18 protein-coding genes are annotated in these 17,454 nt (G+C 39.1%); 10 read left to right on the plus strand and 8 right to left on the minus strand.

Annotation, left to right across the window (positions count from 1 at the left end; all coding sequences use genetic code 11):
- Position 1 precedes the first annotated feature (1 nt).
- Entirely contained in the window at positions 2-1,744 is a 1,743-nt protein-coding gene (locus B5D59_RS14680) for a GMC family oxidoreductase (protein ID WP_009498599.1), read from the minus strand.
- Between the two features lie 30 nt (positions 1,745-1,774).
- Positions 1,775-2,548 carry a gluconate 2-dehydrogenase subunit 3 family protein gene (locus tag B5D59_RS14685; RefSeq protein WP_078818464.1) on the minus strand — a complete coding sequence of 258 codons (774 nt, stop codon included), beginning with the start codon at positions 2,546-2,548 and terminating at the stop codon, positions 1,775-1,777.
- A gap of 180 nt (positions 2,549-2,728) precedes the next feature.
- Between B5D59_RS14685 and tatA the strand changes: the two genes are divergently transcribed.
- The 9 genes from tatA (at position 2,729) to B5D59_RS14730 (ending at position 10,828) form a co-directional block, all read left to right on the plus strand.
- The gene (gene tatA / locus B5D59_RS14690; protein WP_009498601.1) at positions 2,729-2,917 is read left to right on the plus strand and encodes a twin-arginine translocase TatA/TatE family subunit; all 189 of its coding nucleotides are present in this window, start codon (positions 2,729-2,731) and stop codon (positions 2,915-2,917) included.
- A gap of 18 nt (positions 2,918-2,935) precedes the next feature.
- A complete protein-coding gene (gene tatC, locus B5D59_RS14695) occupies positions 2,936-3,682 on the plus strand; it encodes a twin-arginine translocase subunit TatC (RefSeq protein WP_009498602.1) in 747 nt (248 codons plus the stop codon).
- Positions 3,683-4,270: 588 nt separating this feature from the next.
- The gene (locus tag B5D59_RS14700) at positions 4,271-4,639 is read left to right on the plus strand and encodes a GntR family transcriptional regulator (protein ID WP_078818465.1); all 369 of its coding nucleotides are present in this window, start codon (positions 4,271-4,273) and stop codon (positions 4,637-4,639) included.
- Positions 4,640-4,656: 17 nt separating this feature from the next.
- Positions 4,657-5,346: an ABC transporter ATP-binding protein gene (locus B5D59_RS14705; protein ID WP_078818489.1), complete on the plus strand. Its 690-nt coding sequence runs from the start codon at positions 4,657-4,659 to the stop codon at positions 5,344-5,346.
- Positions 5,343-6,167, plus strand: a complete 825-nt coding sequence (locus tag B5D59_RS14710) for a hypothetical protein (RefSeq protein ID WP_078818466.1) — start codon at positions 5,343-5,345, stop codon at positions 6,165-6,167. Before B5D59_RS14705 ends, B5D59_RS14710 begins: the two co-directional genes overlap by 4 nt.
- A 15-nt stretch (positions 6,168-6,182) precedes the next feature.
- Positions 6,183-7,391 (plus strand): hypothetical protein, encoded by a 1,209-nt coding sequence (locus tag B5D59_RS14715; protein WP_078818467.1) that lies wholly within the window; start codon positions 6,183-6,185, stop codon positions 7,389-7,391.
- 619 nt (positions 7,392-8,010) lie between these two features.
- Entirely contained in the window at positions 8,011-8,382 is a 372-nt protein-coding gene (locus B5D59_RS14720; RefSeq protein ID WP_245799537.1) for a Na-translocating system protein MpsC family protein, read from the plus strand.
- 213 nt (positions 8,383-8,595) lie between these two features.
- Complete coding sequence (locus B5D59_RS14725) at positions 8,596-9,486, plus strand: alpha/beta hydrolase (protein WP_078818468.1); 891 nt, start codon at positions 8,596-8,598, stop codon at positions 9,484-9,486.
- A gap of 1 nt (position 9,487) precedes the next feature.
- On the plus strand, positions 9,488-10,828 hold the full coding sequence (locus B5D59_RS14730; RefSeq protein ID WP_245799538.1) for an MFS transporter: 1,341 nt from the start codon (positions 9,488-9,490) through the stop codon (positions 10,826-10,828).
- Positions 10,829-11,078: 250 nt separating this feature from the next.
- On the opposite strand, the gene rlmD is transcribed toward B5D59_RS14730, so the two are convergent.
- From rlmD to B5D59_RS14745, 4 genes are all read right to left on the minus strand, one after another.
- Positions 11,079-12,446, minus strand: coding sequence for a 23S rRNA (uracil(1939)-C(5))-methyltransferase RlmD (gene rlmD / locus B5D59_RS14735; RefSeq protein ID WP_078818470.1), 1,368 nt, complete (start codon positions 12,444-12,446; stop codon positions 11,079-11,081).
- 67 nt (positions 12,447-12,513) lie between these two features.
- Positions 12,514-12,648 carry a cytochrome bd oxidase small subunit CydS family protein gene (gene cydS, locus B5D59_RS18620; protein ID WP_009498611.1) on the minus strand — a complete coding sequence of 45 codons (135 nt, stop codon included), beginning with the start codon at positions 12,646-12,648 and terminating at the stop codon, positions 12,514-12,516.
- Positions 12,649-12,660: 12 nt separating this feature from the next.
- Positions 12,661-13,686 (minus strand): cytochrome d ubiquinol oxidase subunit II, encoded by a 1,026-nt coding sequence (locus B5D59_RS14740; RefSeq protein ID WP_009498612.1) that lies wholly within the window; start codon positions 13,684-13,686, stop codon positions 12,661-12,663.
- Complete coding sequence (locus B5D59_RS14745) at positions 13,683-15,020, minus strand: cytochrome ubiquinol oxidase subunit I (RefSeq protein WP_246602924.1); 1,338 nt, start codon at positions 15,018-15,020, stop codon at positions 13,683-13,685. The genes B5D59_RS14740 and B5D59_RS14745 overlap by 4 nt, the downstream gene beginning before the upstream one ends.
- A gap of 307 nt (positions 15,021-15,327) precedes the next feature.
- On the opposite strand from B5D59_RS14745, the gene B5D59_RS14750 reads away from it, so the two are divergent.
- Entirely contained in the window at positions 15,328-15,759 is a 432-nt protein-coding gene (locus tag B5D59_RS14750; RefSeq protein WP_009498614.1) for an NUDIX hydrolase, read from the plus strand.
- 110 nt (positions 15,760-15,869) lie between these two features.
- On the opposite strand, the gene B5D59_RS14755 is transcribed toward B5D59_RS14750, so the two are convergent.
- Together B5D59_RS14755 and B5D59_RS14760 are read right to left on the minus strand one after the other, a co-directional pair.
- Complete coding sequence (locus tag B5D59_RS14755; RefSeq protein ID WP_040759834.1) at positions 15,870-16,793, minus strand: diacylglycerol kinase; 924 nt, start codon at positions 16,791-16,793, stop codon at positions 15,870-15,872.
- An 84-nt stretch (positions 16,794-16,877) separates the two neighbouring features.
- On the minus strand, positions 16,878-17,447 hold the full coding sequence (locus tag B5D59_RS14760) for a thioredoxin family protein (RefSeq protein ID WP_040759836.1): 570 nt from the start codon (positions 17,445-17,447) through the stop codon (positions 16,878-16,880).
- Positions 17,448-17,454 lie beyond the last annotated feature (7 nt).

Below are 17,454 nucleotides of genomic sequence, written 5' to 3' on the forward strand. Positions count from 1 at the left end.
TTTATGCTTTTATTGCATTTGATTTCTTTTCAACTAGTAACCCGCTACCATCTGATAAGTACTTGTCAATTCCTTCAGCAGCACGGTATGCTAATGCACCGAGTGTACCTGTTTGTTGAGGAATTTTATGTGGTAATGCAGATGCTCCGATTACGAATAAATTATCCATATCCCAGACTTGAGAGTAGTTGTTTACTGCTGAAGTCTTTGGGTCATCTCCCATAATTACCCCGCCACTTGTTTCACCATATCCTTGTGTATGCCTCCATTCTTGAGGTGGATTACCCTTCTCAATAATGTCTGCTCCCATTTCCTTCATGATTTCTTCTGCACGTGCACTAAAGTACTCTGAGAATTTTTTATCTTGTTCAGTAACCGAGTGTGTAATTCTTAATAATGGGTCATTAAACATGTCCGTATAGTTTGGGTCTAAGTCCATATAGTTAAATTTCCAACCGAATGATGGTGACATGAATCCAACACTTAACATACGATTTGCGTAGTGAAGTGATTTTTCTTTAAATTCTTTCCCCCATCGTGGTGTGCCTTGTGGTACTGGGTTGGAACCAATCGGCCCTGAGCCACGTTGACGAATTTCACAAATCCCTCCACCGATAAAGCCTAAGTCAGAATTATCGATGTTGTCACTATCCAGATCACTAAATGTACCGCCTAAGGAACCTGAACCCATAAATAAGTTGAATTTTTTATCTTCAAAGAAACCAGTCGCACTTCCACCTGGAGATGCTAATCCGGCAGAGTTTTTACCAATAACTCCTTCGCCTGTTTTTGGATCATATGGTTTCCCAATTTCCGAAAGTAACATTAAATGTGTGTTAGAGATAGTGTAACCTGCTAAAACAACTACGTCGGCAGGTTGCTCATATTCCATTCCCGTCCGCATGTCTACATACAAAACACCGGAAGCTTTTCCGTCTTTATGTATCACACGGCGTGCGTAAGATTCTGTACGTATTTCATAATTACCTGTTTTCTTAGCTGTACGAATAACTGTTGCTACCGGGTCTGATTTCGCGCCGAAATCACAACCATACATCATACAGAATGAACAATATTGACAAGCGTTAATTGTTTCTCCATCCGGATTTTCATATTGCTCAGAAAGGTTGGCAGACGGTATCATAATTGGATGGTATCCCAATTTGGATGCTGCTTCTTTAAATAATTTTACTGGGTATGAAGGACGCATTGGTCCTGTAGGATAACTATCACTACGTGGTGGTCCCATTGGGTCATCTTCACCAGATGTACCAGCTGTTTTTTCGAATTGGTCAAAATAAGGTTCTAATTCTTCATATGTTATCCCCATATCTTGTAAATTCATATCTGCCGGAATTTTATCTTCTCCATATTTGTCAATCGTAATAGAACGTGCTTGGAGATCAAATTTACGTCCACGTTGTGTAACGCCTGACCAGTGTACACTACTACCTCCAACGTTGTTACCTTCAAAATTTTCACTTTGCGTTCGAAGTGGGAATGCTTCTTCATCTAAAGTACCGCGCGCTGTGACAGTTGAAATAGAGTTATCTGTCATAATTTCATAGCGAGATGCATAACGCAGCTCGTCTTTAGAGCCAACAAAATCACTATGGTCGTGATCCCTTCCTCGTTCTAGAGCTACTACCTTATATCCCTTCTTTGCTAGTTCTGCTGATGGGATTCCACCAGCCCAACCAGTACCCACTACGACAACATCTACTTTGTCTAATTTTATAGCCATGACAATCCCCCTGAAATATTACTTTATTTTTTAGCCCTGATAATCTTTTAAACTCATTCGTTCAATGATTTGGAATTTCTCTTCTTCGATTAAATCACTATAACCTGGACGAATTCCTGGATGTTCTTTCATTTTCCATCCCATCATATTCTTGTTTCCACCGTAAAGCGGGTCAGCATACGCTCCTTCAATCGTCATTTGACGTAATAAGTTAAAAAATGTAGGACCTTTAACACCACGCAATCCGATTTCTCCAGCTTCCATTGCTTTTAGTATCTCATCTTGTTGTTCGCCTTCTAAATCATAGAACTTTGCATCCTGGCTTCTTAGACTTTCAGCATTCAACTTTCGAATACCTTCAATAAACACTTCACCACGTGACATTAACGTCTGATAAGATGAGGCAACTTTTACTTCTTGAACAGGACCTTTCATATAGTCGAATTTATTCGAACCATACGGGCCTGCTAATTGTTTATCTATAAAATATGGAACACCTAAACCAATTGCACCTGGTCCATTACCATCTTCAGGGTAAATTCTTTCTACTGCTGCTTCTAATACATAAAAGTCTTCAAATCGAGTGAAAAACATTCTTGTTTCTGTAAATTCCTTTTTAGGTCTTTCATCTTTATTGGATGTTGTGATGTCTTTTGTAAATGGATTGCCGATAAATGAACCTAATAAACCACCACCAACAATACCACCAGCAACTAATCCCGAGTTTTTCAAGAAACGACGTCTCGATTCTTGTTCGGGCTGATTGTCCTCATTTTTCTTCTCTTGCTTTTTCTGATCCGACATATGCACCCCTCCTAGTAACATACTATGGTGTGACTAGCTTGAATTATGACGCACTGAAAACAGTTACATTGAGAATGACTTATCTAGCTAAACATCTCTGTAGTGTGAATATTATGTATAATACATTTCATAAGATGATAAAAAGGTTGTAGAATCGATAATATAATAGGAGTGGTGTATATGAACCTAGCGGCTATTGGTGTACCAGGATTAATTATTATTTTAGTAATTATTTTAATTATGTTCGGACCAAGAAAGTTACCTGAAATTGGTGGGGCAGTCGGCAAAACATTGGCGGAATTTAAGAAATCAACAAAGGAGATCATGGATTTTGACAATGAAGAATCGGAAGAAAAGAAAAAAATGTGAATAAAAGTAGGTGTTACGATGCCTGAAGAATCAAAAAGAATGAATGATCCAGCAGTATTCGGTCATTTAGACGAATTAAGAAGACAGTTAATCAAGTCGGCAGTAGTATTTACAATCGTTTTTATTTTCGCGTTAAGTACGATTCACTTTTGGTTTCCTTATATAATAAAAGACTATAAACTACTGATTCTTAGTCCATTTGATGTGTTGTCATTTTATATGACGATATCACTAGCCCTTTCGATTGGTTTGTCAATACCTTTTATATGTCACTTTATTTATCAATTTGTTAAGCCAGGTTTGACAAAACGTGAAAGTAAATTTTTTAGTTTATATACACCAGTTATTTTTCTATTGTTTTTATTTGGTTTAACGTTTGGATATCTAGTGATTAATCCGATTAGTTATAGTTTTCTAACAGGTTTAGGTGCAATTCATTTTGATGTGATGATATCCGCTAGTGAATATGCTCGATTTTTATTATATACAACCGTACCAATTGCTTTAATGTTTGAATTACCAATCGTTGCTTTATTTTTAGCAACGATTGAAGTATTGACGGTAGCAACAATGAAAAAAACAAGAAAATGGTCCTATGTTATTTTAGCGCTATTATCTGCAGTGATTACACCGCCGGACTTTATTAGTCAATTACTCGTTTTAATACCAATGATTTTATTATATGAAATTAGTATTCGTGTTGTAGCAAGAGTTGAGAAAAGGCGTCTTTTGAAACAAGAAGAGGAAGAGATGCTAGTAACCTAGCTTTACCATATGAATATATTATTTTGAAAGAGTTTGAAATTGGAGGAACAAGCATGGTGATACAAGGAAACGGTATTCCATCCTGTTGACGCATGTAACGCCCTAATATTTCGAACTCTTTTTTGTGTGTTGTTTAAAATTAATCGCTCCTTTTCAACATAAAAACTACTTCATTACCACACTTTTTTGATAAAAGGTACATGTACGACAAATTATCCGTTAATTTGTACAATCATGAATGTTTTCCACGTAGGTACTTATATTTTGGTCTGCTCGTAAATAATCTTGAACTATGACTGTTGATGTTGACAATAAAAGTGTATTACGCATATAATACATATTGCAGAGTGTATTAACCCATTAATACGTTTAAATTCTTTTATACCTTATATATGCACGAGGTGTAACTGCGCTTGAATGCAGTGGAAGACTTTTTTAAAGTTACTGTATGAATGACTTAATACGCACTTTTATCACGGCTGTATGACGGGTTTTACTACAATGCTTGAAAACAGATGCTATTTTTTTGCAATCACTGTATTACCCACTTAATACGCTAAACACATTACGTTTTTAGGAGTTGGATCTATGAAAGTCAAGTTTAATAATCGTGATCCTGTTTATGTACAAGTGATCCGGCATTTTAAAGAACAAATTGCCTCAGGTTACTTTGAACCCGGTCAGGAGATTCCATCGAGAAGAGAACTGGCGAATCAGCTTAAAATTAATCCAAATACGGCGCAACGGGCGTATAAAGAAATGGAGGAACAAGGTTTGATACTTACGGAGGGGAATTTACCCAGTCGCATTTCAAAGGATGAGCAAATACTAGAAATGGTTAGAGAGGAATTGATTTTAGAGGCCGTTGATGCATTCGTTCATTCGATTCGTTCAATCAATATTCCTATTCATGAGGCCCTGCATTTAGCGAAGGATAAGTATGAAGAAGGAAACTAATGGAATGGGGGATTCTTATGATTGAGATAAAAGATGTTACAAAAAAGTTTGGTAAGAAGAAAGTATTAAATGGTGTTTCTTTTACAGCTGAAAAAGGAAAGATTACTTGTTTAATTGGTATTAACGGTGTTGGGAAAACAACAATTATGAAAGCGATTATGGCATTAACCCCCATTGCGAGCGGTGAAATTCTGATCGACGGAAAAAAAATCCATAAAGAAAGCTATGAAAAAATAACTTTTATACCAGATACGATCACGATGTTGCCGCAAATGCAAATACGGGATGCATTCGTCTTCATGGCTGATTTTTACGACAGCTGGAATCAGGCACGAGCCAGTGAACTTCTTCGGTTTTTTAAGCTGCAGGAGACAGATCGAATTTCTGATCTATCTAAAGGAAATACCGCAAAAGTAAACCTGATACTCGGTTTAGCGATGGATGTCGATTATGTCTTAATGGACGAGCCGTTTTCCGGAATTGATATATTCAGCCGTGAACAAATAGCCGATGTATTTACGAGTCATTTAATTGAAGACCGGGGCGTCATTATAACGACCCATGAAATTAATGATATTGAGCATTTAATTGATAAAGTCGTTTTACTGGATAACGGCGTCGTTTTAAAAGAATTTGATACGGAAGAAATACGAGAAAAAGAAGGTAAATCGGTAGTTGATATAATGAGAGAGGTGTATGAAGCATGAAACAATATCTGAAGTTGGTCAATTTCGAGTTCAATCGATTTTTTAAACTGTATCTCGTTTTAATTGGAATTACGATCCTCACTCAGATCATTGGCGTTATTACAACAGCACGAATGCATGTAAATCGGGCAAATGAATGGATTAACGAGGAGCATATGACGAAGGGCGATATTCAACTCGCGCCGATCTCTTTTTATGATTTTTCCCAATCAGCTTGGTTTATGGGACCCATTGCACTTGGTGCTGCTACCCTGCTGATTTATGTTTTCTTTATTTGGTATCGGGACTGGCTCGGAAAAAATACATTTAGTTACCGCTTGTTCATGTTACCAATTGCGCGCATTCAAGTCTATTTGGCCAAGGCTGCAACGATTTTACTGTACGTTCTGGGCCTCATTGCACTGCAACTGCTTTTAATGCCAGTGGAGAACAAAATTTTAAAGTGGATAGTTCCAAGTGAGTTTCGTACCGATCTCTCTATTAATGAAATTACACGCATTCCAAATGTGGCTCTGTTAATACCAAACACTCTTGGTGAGTTTGTTCTTTACTATGCTGCTGGAGTAGGGGTTGTATCGATTGTCTTCACGGCTATTTTGTTTGAACGTTCTTACCGAGTAAAAGGAATTATGTATGGCATTCTTTTTTGTGCTGCTTCCCAACTCGTCCTTTTTGCACCGTTACTAGTGAATACATTTGTTTTGAAGAATTACTTTTATCCGACAGAACTATTTTTCATGGAATTAGCAACAGGTCTTGTTGTGGCAGCTTGCTCCATTTGGACTGCTAATTTCCTAATAAAAAATAAAGTAAGAGTTTGATGGGAGGTCACATACATGAAACGCTATTGGAAAATCTTTTCAATTTGTTTGGTTATCGTACTTAGTATTGGAACATTTTATATACAGTCGAGTTTCGCTACAAACAATCATGTGGAAATTGAATTTAAAAAAATAAGTGGCAATGAAAATGAAGTAAAGAACTTAATTTTAACCGGGGATTATCAGGCAGGCGATAGATCTCAATCCTTACAAATCACAAGTGAAGAAACAAATGATCCAAATCATTTACCTTTTCTCAAAAAAATAGAGAGGATGAGTGTTCCGCCGACTCTTGAAGGATTGGTAAAAGAGCGGAGGAGCTTTATGCGCAGCAAGGATTTAACAGCTAATCATTTCTTTGAAGATAAAAATACAGTAGCATATGCCCGAATTCAAGCGGAGAATTTTTATGAACAACCGTTGAAAGAATTAACCTTTGAAATTGAAGTACTCAATAAAAAATCAGAAAAAATTACGTCCTTAGAATTAGACGTACCAGAAAGAGAAAAGTACAGTTGGATGAGTGTTGAGAAGGTCCAAGTAATAGAGGGCGAATTAAAGATAATTACCCATAACCTTCTTATGGATGGCAGAGGTGAATTCCATGCATATACGGTTAATTTGAAAGGGCAAAAGATGGTACACAATGACACAATCGCTTCTACACCGACGGTAGAATATGGCTGGACTGATATACGAGTAATCAATGATGGAGATTACAATGAGAAAAGTAAATATCTATTGATTCACATTGAGGCTTCCGAAGAAAAAAGCATGCAAGATGATGGTCAACCAAACATAATCGCTAATGGATACGTGGTTTACGATATAGAAAATAACCAGACTAAAAAATTAGCTGTTCCTGATGAAATACTTGATTCTATAGGCGGAGCATCTGCTGTCTTTCACTCTACAATTTTTATTCCGTTACAAACAGCGAATGGTATAGAGGTCAACCAGTATGACATAGAAAACGAAAAATGGGATGAAAAACTGATATTTGATATAGCAGATACAACGGATGATGAAAATCCTTATTTGAAAGTGATGAATGGAAGGTTATATGCCGTTTCCGCAACAAATAAAGAGCATATCTTCTTTATAGGAGATTTGGAAACGGGAGAATCATTATATGAAGGGAAATTGGAAGTAAAAAGTCAAAGAAATAAACAGGAGGATTATCATCTATATATTTATGAGATTTTGGAAGGTGCAGATTTCTGAATTAGTTCAGAATGAGAATCTAGCACCTCTCACGATCTAAAAAATCATGCATACTCCTTGTATAGGTATTTATTTTCAACCTTTTTATTTTAGGATATCTGTACACCAAACTCTCACGTTATTTGTACATTCATGTTAATTCAAACAACTATGAATTTTTCACACGTGCTATTTTCCACCTACAAAGTTCATAAATGGATTAACTCGGTTGAAATAATGATAGATAATGCATAAAAAAGATTCAATCCAGTTGTCAGAAGTAAAAATTTCAAACTAATACGCCTTCTTAAATCAAACATATGTAACGAATACTCACTTGCATTTGGTTCTTATTTCGTTTCTTTTTTAGAATGTTTTTTATACTGCGAAACTTTCATATAGTAAAATTTCCGTATTGAGAAAATTCTTGTTTTAGTTTATGGTGAATGAATAGAAAGTAAAAGTTCTGATGAGTTAAGGATGATGGAAGGAGATTCTTTGCGCAATTATAAACGGCAGAACTTTCCACGTATGGCGGGTCATACTAAATACTTCGACTGACGTAAAGCGTTTTGAATTATAACAAGGCAGAATTGGTATAGCAGTTTTAAAAACTTCTAACACTGTGAGGGATTGAAACTTGACCGAAAAAACAATGGACATTGAGCAATTCGAATTAGAACTTTTAAATTTGATTAATAGTTTCTTGAAAAGCGTTGGCGGAAAAGGTCCGAAGCAAACCGAAGTCCGGTTGATGGGAGATACGATCGTCTATATTCTTAGAGGTATTTTAACAAAGCGTGAAAAAACATTAATGGTTAATACTGAGGGACGAAAAATGGTTTTGGATGCTAGAAGATCATTTATGGAATTAGTAAAAGAGCGTCGTAATACGGAATTCGAACAATTTCTTGGCTGCAAAATTGTTGAAAGCTATGAGTCTTGGAGTTTGGATGATGATTCTGCAGTTGCAGTCTTATTATTAGATAGGGCTATTTTCAAAAAAATATAAAATTCATTTGCAATGTACAGAAAATTATATATAATTAAAATTGATAGTATAATAGCGCACAGTTCCCCTGTGTGTCCCATATCATTCATAGCAATGGGTGGTCTTAAAAAAAGGCAAACCATAGCTGTTATCGACGGCTCCTCGTGAGCGGTCTATACGGCTATGGTTTTTTGTTTTCAATTTAATAAATGGTTATGGAGAGGATGATACGACTTGTTTACTGTCGAAAAAAATGTAGTCTATGGTGAAACTGAAGAAGAATATTTAACAGCAGATTTATACATGCCTTTGAAGTTCAATGAGCCTTTGCCAATTTTAGTACTTATTCATGGAGGGGCATTCCAGGCAGGTTCAAAAGAAATGTATAAAGAGTGGGGGGAAAAGTTTGCGCAAGAGGGCTATTTTGTAATGGCCATCAACTATCGACTAGCCACGCCCAACTACGCGTCTTTTCCAGCAGTAATTGAAGATCTGAAGCAAGCGATGAATTGGCTTGTTTTAAACGCCAATAAAAAAGAATTGGATATTAATAAAATTGGGTTGATCGGTGATTCAGCCGGTGCCTATTTATCGTCGTTATTTGCCTTAAGCAATCACTCGTTTAGTTATCGAGTTTGTTCTGTAATCGGGGTCTACGGACTTTATGATTTAGCTTATGAATGTAAAAATCCAATTATTGTTCGGGATGTGAATATGAACGAACGTCTATTAGGACTACCTTTCGATGGTAATGAAAGCGCTTTTTATGCCGCATCTCCAATTGCTCATATTCAAGATGCAATGGCAGTGCCAACTTTTGATACAAGCTTTTACTTAATTTGGGGTGAAAAAGATACAATTGTAAATCCAACCCAATCCTTATTATTTTATGAAGCTTTGAAAGAAGTGAACATTGAAGTTGAAATAACTAAAGTGGAAGACAAAGGACATTTTTGGTTCAATCAGTTACCAGGAATTGCAGGGGGAAAGGTAAATGATTACCCGAACAATGCCCTAATGCCTAATATATTGGACTTTCTGCATAGAACTGTAAAGCAAGCTTTAAATGGACATTATTCAAAAAGACAAATTCAAATATTAAGTAAAATTGGGGGAGATGTATAGAATGAAGGCACATGTAGAGGAGAATTTCGAAATTCTTGAAAAGGAAAAATCACAGGCAAATAAGGGCGGGATTAAATCGATTAGTAAAGTAACGATTTTAGTAACAATAATTTGCTGGTTTACAATTTTTGTCGAAGGTTACGATTTAGTTGTATACGGCGTTGTATTACCAGTTTTGATGGACCCAAGTGGGTGGGGACTAACGGCAACACAAGCGGGCGCAATGGGAAGCTATGCATTGCTTGGCATGTTTTTAGGTTCTTCGATCGGGGGCATCCTTTGTGATAAAATAGGAAGAAAAACTATCATCATCGCTTCTATCGCGCTCATGTCCATCATGATGGTACTGACCGCTTTAGCTCCCACACCCGAATTATTCGCAATATATCGTTTCTTGGCGGGATTAGGCATTGGCGGAATTGTCCCATCCGCCTCTGCGTTAACGACAGAATACTCTCCGGCAAAGTACCGCTCATTCTTCTTTGTTATTATGTATTCTGGTTTTGCTGTCGGTGGAGTAGCCGCTGCACTTTCTGGTGTGTTTTTCATTGAAAATTTTGGTTGGAGATCACTCTTTTGGTTAGGTGCAACACCAATTTTATTCATCCCATTCTTTATAAAATATTTACCGGAATCTATTAAATTTTTGCAGGCAAACAATCAGCAAGTGAAAGCAAAACGCCTTATTGAAAAATACCGGTTACCTGATGAGTTCGTGAAAGAAGAACAATCCGAAGGAACTGCCAACGAGTCAGCGTCTATTTTTTCCAAAAGGTACTTAGTTTCCACGATTTTGTTTAGCATCGTCTATATTGGTGCATTTTTGCTTATTTACGGTATGAATACATGGCTGCCACAAATTATGAAAGAAGCTGGCTATCCCATGAATTCTAGCTTACTATTTTTACTGGTTTTCAACTTATCTGCAGTCGTGGGTGGAATTATTGCCGGAAGAGTCGCTGATCGACTACAACCGAAAAAAGTCATTAGCTTTATTTATTTTTTGGCCGCAATAAGCATTCTTCTACTTAGTATTAAATTCAATACAGTGGTGCTGTATATACTTATCGCCATAGCAGGTTTCGGAACTACTGGAACGACATTCGTACTCGCAAGTTATGTGATGAGGCAATATAATGATCAAAATAGAGCTAGTGCCTTAGGCATTGCCTCGGCAATTGGCCGATTCGGCGCGATTGCTGGTCCATTATTGGTCGGGATTCTTATGGGCATGAATGCAGGATATGAAATTAATTTTTATTTGTTTGGGGTTGTAGCAATTCTCGCATCGCTAGTTATCTTGTTCATGCCGTCATTTAAATCAGTGAATGCTTCTAAATAATTCAAGAAATTTATTTTTCTATGAAATTCCCTAAAGGGTTTACAGCATTCAAAATCTTGCTGGAACCTTTAATAAATTTCAAGATACTTGTGCATAGAACTATCCAGTCTGGTTGTATATTTGCGTTAATTCAAACAGCTAGGAATGTTCCCCCACATAGTACTTACTTTAACCATTTCATAGAAAAAACCTAAGTAAAAGCAGACGGAAATCCGAGAATCCATTACAGATTCTCGGACACCGCTGCTTTTTATTTACTTAAGTCTAGTAAAGCCACACACTCCACATGACTACTATGCGGAAACATATCCACCGGTTGCACTTCCTTCGTCCGATACCCGCCATCTTCCAAAATCCGTAAATCCCGAGCGAGCGTCCCTGGATTACAAGACACATACACAACTTTCCCCGGCTTGTACTTCAAAATCGTTTCCAACAGTTTCTCATCGCAGCCTTTACGCGGCGGATCAACGACCAGAACGTCAAAAAGTTTGCCTTCCGCATACCATTTCGGAATCACGTCTTCCGCCGCGCCTGCCTCAAAATGCGTATTCGTGATGCCATTCAATTCCGCGTTACGCTTCGCATCTTGAATCGCTTGTGGAACAATTTCGACGCCATATACTTCTTTCGCTTGTTTAGCCAAAAACAATGAAATCGTGCCGATTCCGCAATACGCATCGATCACTGTTTCATCTCCAGTAAGGCCTGCATAGTCCAGTGCTTGCTGATACAGCACTTCTGTCTGGACAGGGTTCACTTGGTAAAATGAACGCGCTGAAATCTCGAACTCGATATCTCCAATCCGATCGATAATGACGTCGGCACCATATAGGTTGATCGTTTCATTGCCCATAATGACATTCGTATTTGCTGTGTTGATATTTTGCATGACCGATGTGACATTCGGGATTTCTTGCTGGATCAATTCAACAACTTCTTGCTTCTGCGGGAACTTTTTATGACGTGTCACGAGAACGACCATCACTTGATCTGTTTGCCGTGCCTTCCGGACAATCAAATGCCGCAACATGCCTTTATGTGTTCGTTCGTCATACGTCTCGATTCCAAGCTGCTGAATCTTACGCTTTAGCATCGCCATCAATTCATCCGCTTCTGTCGTTTGAATTATACAGACATCGGTATCAACGATTTGATGTGTGCGTGTTTTATAGAAACCTGCAATGACACGTCCATCTTCCGTGTCAAATGGAATCTGCGATTTATTGCGGTAACGCCATGGATCCTCCATGCCTTTGACTGCATGCACAGGAACATCCGGAAGTTTCGCGATACGATCCATGACATCACGGACAGACTTTCTTTTTTGGGTAAGCTGCGCTTCATAAGAGAGATGCTGCAACTGACACCCCCCACATGTCGGGAATACGTGGCACGGCGCTACAATCCGCTCCGAAGATGGTTCAATGACATCCAGCATTTTAGCAAATCCATACTTCTTTAATGTCTTCAGCACATGGACTTTGACCGTCTCACCTGGTAAAGCACCTGGAATAAACAGTGGATAGCCATCTACTTTCGCTACCCCTGCTCCGTCATGTGTTAAATCCTCTATTTTCACTTGTAATTGATCGTTTTTATTGACTGCAAAGCTCATGTTTTTTCCTCCATCTTTCAGATACTCCTAGTGTACCATGCGGGGCAAATGAAAAAACAGACGAAAATCACACGTCTGTTTTTTCACTTTCTTTATATTCACTTCTCGTTACAGCATCATCTTTCAAGACGACAAAGAACGAGAGTACAATGCCTGCTATGACGACTAGAAATGGAGCGTAGAATATCAAAAACTCATTCATTCGAATGCCTCCTTACGCATGATGATCTTCCTTGCCTTTAACATAATCTTTATTGAATAAGAACATCCGCAACAGCAAGTAGAGTGATGGGATGAGCAGCAACAGGCCAAATACGAAAGCAATGATTAATGCAATCGCCATTGCATGATTCGTAAAACTATCGTAAATGGTCAAATAGGGGTAAAGCAAATATGGATAATGGGACGCCCCGTATCCGAAGAAGGCGAAGACGAACTGACCTGCAAGCATTCCGAATGCCGCTCCATATTGACGACGTTTCCAAATAAGGAATACTGTACCGAGAAACAGCAAGAACGACAGCAGGAACATCGGCCAGAAGCGCTGGATATTTTCGTAATGAAGCGGATTGTGTTTCCGCAGTTCGAAAATGATGCCTCCTGCCGTGATGATCGTCGGCAACGCCCAAATGAGCGCATACTTCCTTAATAAATCCGTTGCCTCCCGGTCACCTGCTTTATTGGCATACCACGTCAAGAATGCCGCCGAAATATATAGGGTAGCTGCAATACTCAAGACGACGATCGACCAAGTAAGCGGACTGGTGAACAACTTCCAGTAATCAAGCACCGGCTGTCCGTCTACTAATTCAACAAATCCACCCTCGGAAATGGTCAGTACGATGGATAACGATGCAGGCAACAATAGACCCGCTGCACCGTAGGCAAAGGAGTATCCCTTATGACCACGGGCACCGTAAGTTTCAAAAGCATAATATGAACCCCGTATAGCCAGCAGGATAATCCCGAAACTCACCGGAACGAGCAAGGTCGTTCCATAATAGAATGCAGTTTTCGGGAAGAAGCCGATGATTCCAACGAAGAAGAACACGAGAAATACATTGGTGACTTCCCATACAGGTGACAGATAGCGCTGGATGACATTCGTCAAAATCCGTTGCTTACCGGTTAATACACTATAGGCATTGAAAAATCCTGCTCCAAAGTCGATCGCGCCGATCATAATATAACCGAATAAGAACACCCACAATACTGTGATTCCAAGAATCTCGATATTCATTGAATATCACCGCCCTTCACTTGCTGCCGGTCAGCGATTTCCTGCTCTACAGGGTTCCGGATGAACATACGGCGGAGCACGACAACGCTGCCGATGCCGAGTACTAAGTAAAGAAGTGCGAAGAGTACTAACATCGTAGGTACTTGCCCACTGCTTGTGGCACCTTCAGATGTGCGCATGATATTGCGCAAAATCCATGGCTGGCGTCCGACTTCAGCTAACCACCATCCTGCTTCGAGTGAAATGAAAACCAGTGGACCACTTATGACAATAAGCCATCGGAATAACCGCGACTCAACGAATGACCATTTTCTCCACATACCGATCCAGAAAATAGCGGATAATGCGAGCAGTGTCATGCCAATCGTCACCATAATATCGAATAGATAATGGATGTAAAGCGGCGGTGTGTCTTCTTCAGGGAATTGATCCAACCCAATGACTTCAGCTGTCGGAGAGCCGTGTGCCAAGATTGACAAGGCGTATGGGATTTTAATGGCATATTTGACTTCACCATCGTCCAGCACACCATACAGCATCAATGGCGCATTTTCTTCTGTTTCAAAATGCCATTCTGCAGCCGCCAACTTTTCCGGCTGATATTCTGCTAAATACTTTCCTGACAAGTCGCCGACAAGTGCTGCACTTACACTGAATATGAAACCAACTTTCAACGTCAGATACAATGCTTTCTTGTGATAAATATGGTTCGACCCACGTAACAGACGAAATGCAGCGATCGCAGCCAATAAAAAAGCAGAAGTCATATAAGCCGTTCCAACTACGTGTGCCACTTTCGTCGGCATCGCCGGGTTAAACATTGCTACAAGTGGATTCACATTAATGAGCTCATTATTTACCAAGTTAAAACCTTGCGGCGCATTCATGAACGCATTCACTATTGTAATGAATACAGCCGAGAATGATGCCCCAAGTGCAACTGGAATGAGCAACAGGAAATGCTTCTTCTGATTTTCGAATCGATCCCATGTGTATAAATAAATACCGAGAAAAATTGCTTCAAAAAAGAAAGCGAATGTCTCCATGAATAATGGCAATGCAATAACATTCCCTGCAAGCTCCATAAAATTCGGCCATAGAAGCGACAGCTGTAAACCGATTGCCGTCCCCGTTACGACACCAACAGCTACAGTAATGACAAAGCCGCGAGCCCAACGTCTTGCAAGTAAAATATAATGTTCATCGTTTTTCTTAATACCAACCCATTGAGCCAACATGATCATGAGCGGCACCCCAACGCCAATCGTTGCATAGATAATATGGAATGAAAGCGTTAGTTCCGTTAACACCCTTGAATAAAAAACCGAATCCAAAAAACTCACCTCCAGAATTTACGAAAATAACCTTCCAATAATTGATATCAGCATAATACCGGCTACGCCAAATGCTAACCACATTAGCCGTCTTTCCTGTTTTTTATACATGAATTATCACTTCCTCGCACAGTCCTTCTATAGTCTTTCCCGCAAAGCCACTCTTCTTAACCTATTTGTTGAAATTTAGACGAAATTTTTCTCCTACAGTTCACGAAGTTGTTGTATACTGATTGATTAATACATTTTACTTGTCAATAGTTAAAATTTACAGTATAATGGATTAACTATAGAGAGGTGAAATATATTGAAAAAAGTCAAGAGAAAAGTATTAGCTTATATTACAAAAGGGGAAGGAAGACACCGGAAACTGCTAGTATATGAGCAGAAGGATCAGCCGGAGGCAGGTCTGCAAGTTCCAGGTGGCACGATTGAACGGAACGAACTTTTATTGGATGCATTATATCGAGAAATTGAAGAAGAATCCGGTATCCTTCGAGATGAACTTGTATTGGAAGGGAAAGTGAAAGCTTCGAAATTTTTCCCCGAAGACAAAAACGTCATTTATCAACGTACTATTTTCCATTTTTCTTATTTAGGAGAAGACAAAAACGAATGGGAATATCGTGTTGAAGGTGAAGGTAAAGACGCAGGTCTATTATTCAGCTATCGTTGGTTGCCATTGAATGCGGTTCCAAAACTAGCTGCTAAACAAGGAGAAGCAATTGAATACATCTGATATTGACCTGATACTTTGCTTAGTGCATAGTTCACGACAACTTAATCTTATGCAATAAAAGACTATTCCATCCGAACTTACGTCGATAATTGGAATAGTCTTTTGCTTTTTTATTCGATTTCTTGTACTTTATCTTGTGGACGCAATCTCTGCAGCGGTACAAACATCTCGATGTGACGGTATAAGTTCTCAAAGGTAGCCGGTAACACTCCACCATACTCTCCATCCAAATTCAAAAGCACTTCATTTTTCGAAGTAACGACAACTTTCTTTGCTTTCGCTTGGATCACGAGTGGGTCATCCAAATGTTCTCCTCTCGAAGCAAGCGTCACCACTCGAATAAATTCCGCTATGTTACATTTTTTCAAAATGAGCAATGTAAAATATCCATCATTTATGCTAGAATCAGGAGCCAACTTTTCAAATCCGCCAACAGAATTTGTTAACCCGATCAAAAACATCATAGCTTCATCATCAAATACTTGCCCATCATACTCTATCCGCAAATGACTCGAGTGAATGGACGGCAACATTTCGATTCCTTTTAAATAATAGGCGAGTTGCCCTAGCACTGTCTTCAGTCGACTCGGCACTTCATAGGTCAGTTCCGTCATACGACCCCCGCCGGCAATATTAATAAAATAACGGTCATTCATAAGTCCAACATCCACTGGAGTCGTATCCCCATCACAGATAATATCGACAGCTTGATCAATATCTCTCGGAATACGTAAAGCCCTAGCAAAGTCATTGGTCGTTCCCATTGGGATCAATCCAATTTTCGGACGTTTTTCAAAATGTCCTACTCCCTCTACCACTTCGTTGAGCGTGCCATCACCACCTGCCGCAATCACGATATCAAAGCCTCTACGGACTGCTTCTTTCGCCGCTTCCGTCGCATCGCCTTCACAAGTCGTTGCATGGGCGGAAGTTTCATAACCGGCTTTCTCCAGTTTTTCGAGGACTTCTGCCAAATGCTTACGGAAGGCTTCTCTTCCTGCAGTCGGATTATAAATGATACGTGCACGTTTCATACACTTTCCCCTCGATCCTTTCATGTCTGAAAATACAGATAAAATTCAGACCTTTACCATCATCGTATGAATTGATATTTCTACTTAATTCGTTTGTTGTAAAACAGGCAACCATGTAGAGCGGATATCATCATAGACCGCTAGCCAGTTTGTCGGCTTCGCTGTATATTCTGACATCAACTGCGAATAAAACGCCTTTTGCTTCTCTTCAAAGTCAGCTGCATCTTTGTTCGGCAATTGAGCACGGCCCTTCATCACATACTCTTGAAGTATCGGTGCTCGCGGCCCCCACTTGGACAATACTTCACCGTCTGAATCCAATAATAAATACACTGGGATTGAACGTCCACCATTCGTCAAATAACGGTCAATCAAATCTAAATTTTCATCCCGCAGTACAGCACGGACATCGAGCATAGCAGCTTCTGCAACCCTTCGTAAAATTGGATTATTCAGCATGGCGTCGCCGCACCAATCTTCAGTGATGACTAAAATATGGGGTTGTTTTTCTTTCAGTATTTCAATAAATTCATCATCCTGTGGCACTTCAAACTCATTATAGATCAAAAAACTATTGTCTTTATGTGTTTCCATTTGCTCCATATACTCTTGAAGTGATACGGCTTCCTCAAAATATTGCTGTTCTGTTTTCATGACAATC

The organism is Sporosarcina newyorkensis (assembly GCF_900167515.1).
GTDB classification, from domain to species: domain Bacteria; phylum Bacillota; class Bacilli; order Bacillales_A; family Planococcaceae; genus Sporosarcina; species Sporosarcina newyorkensis.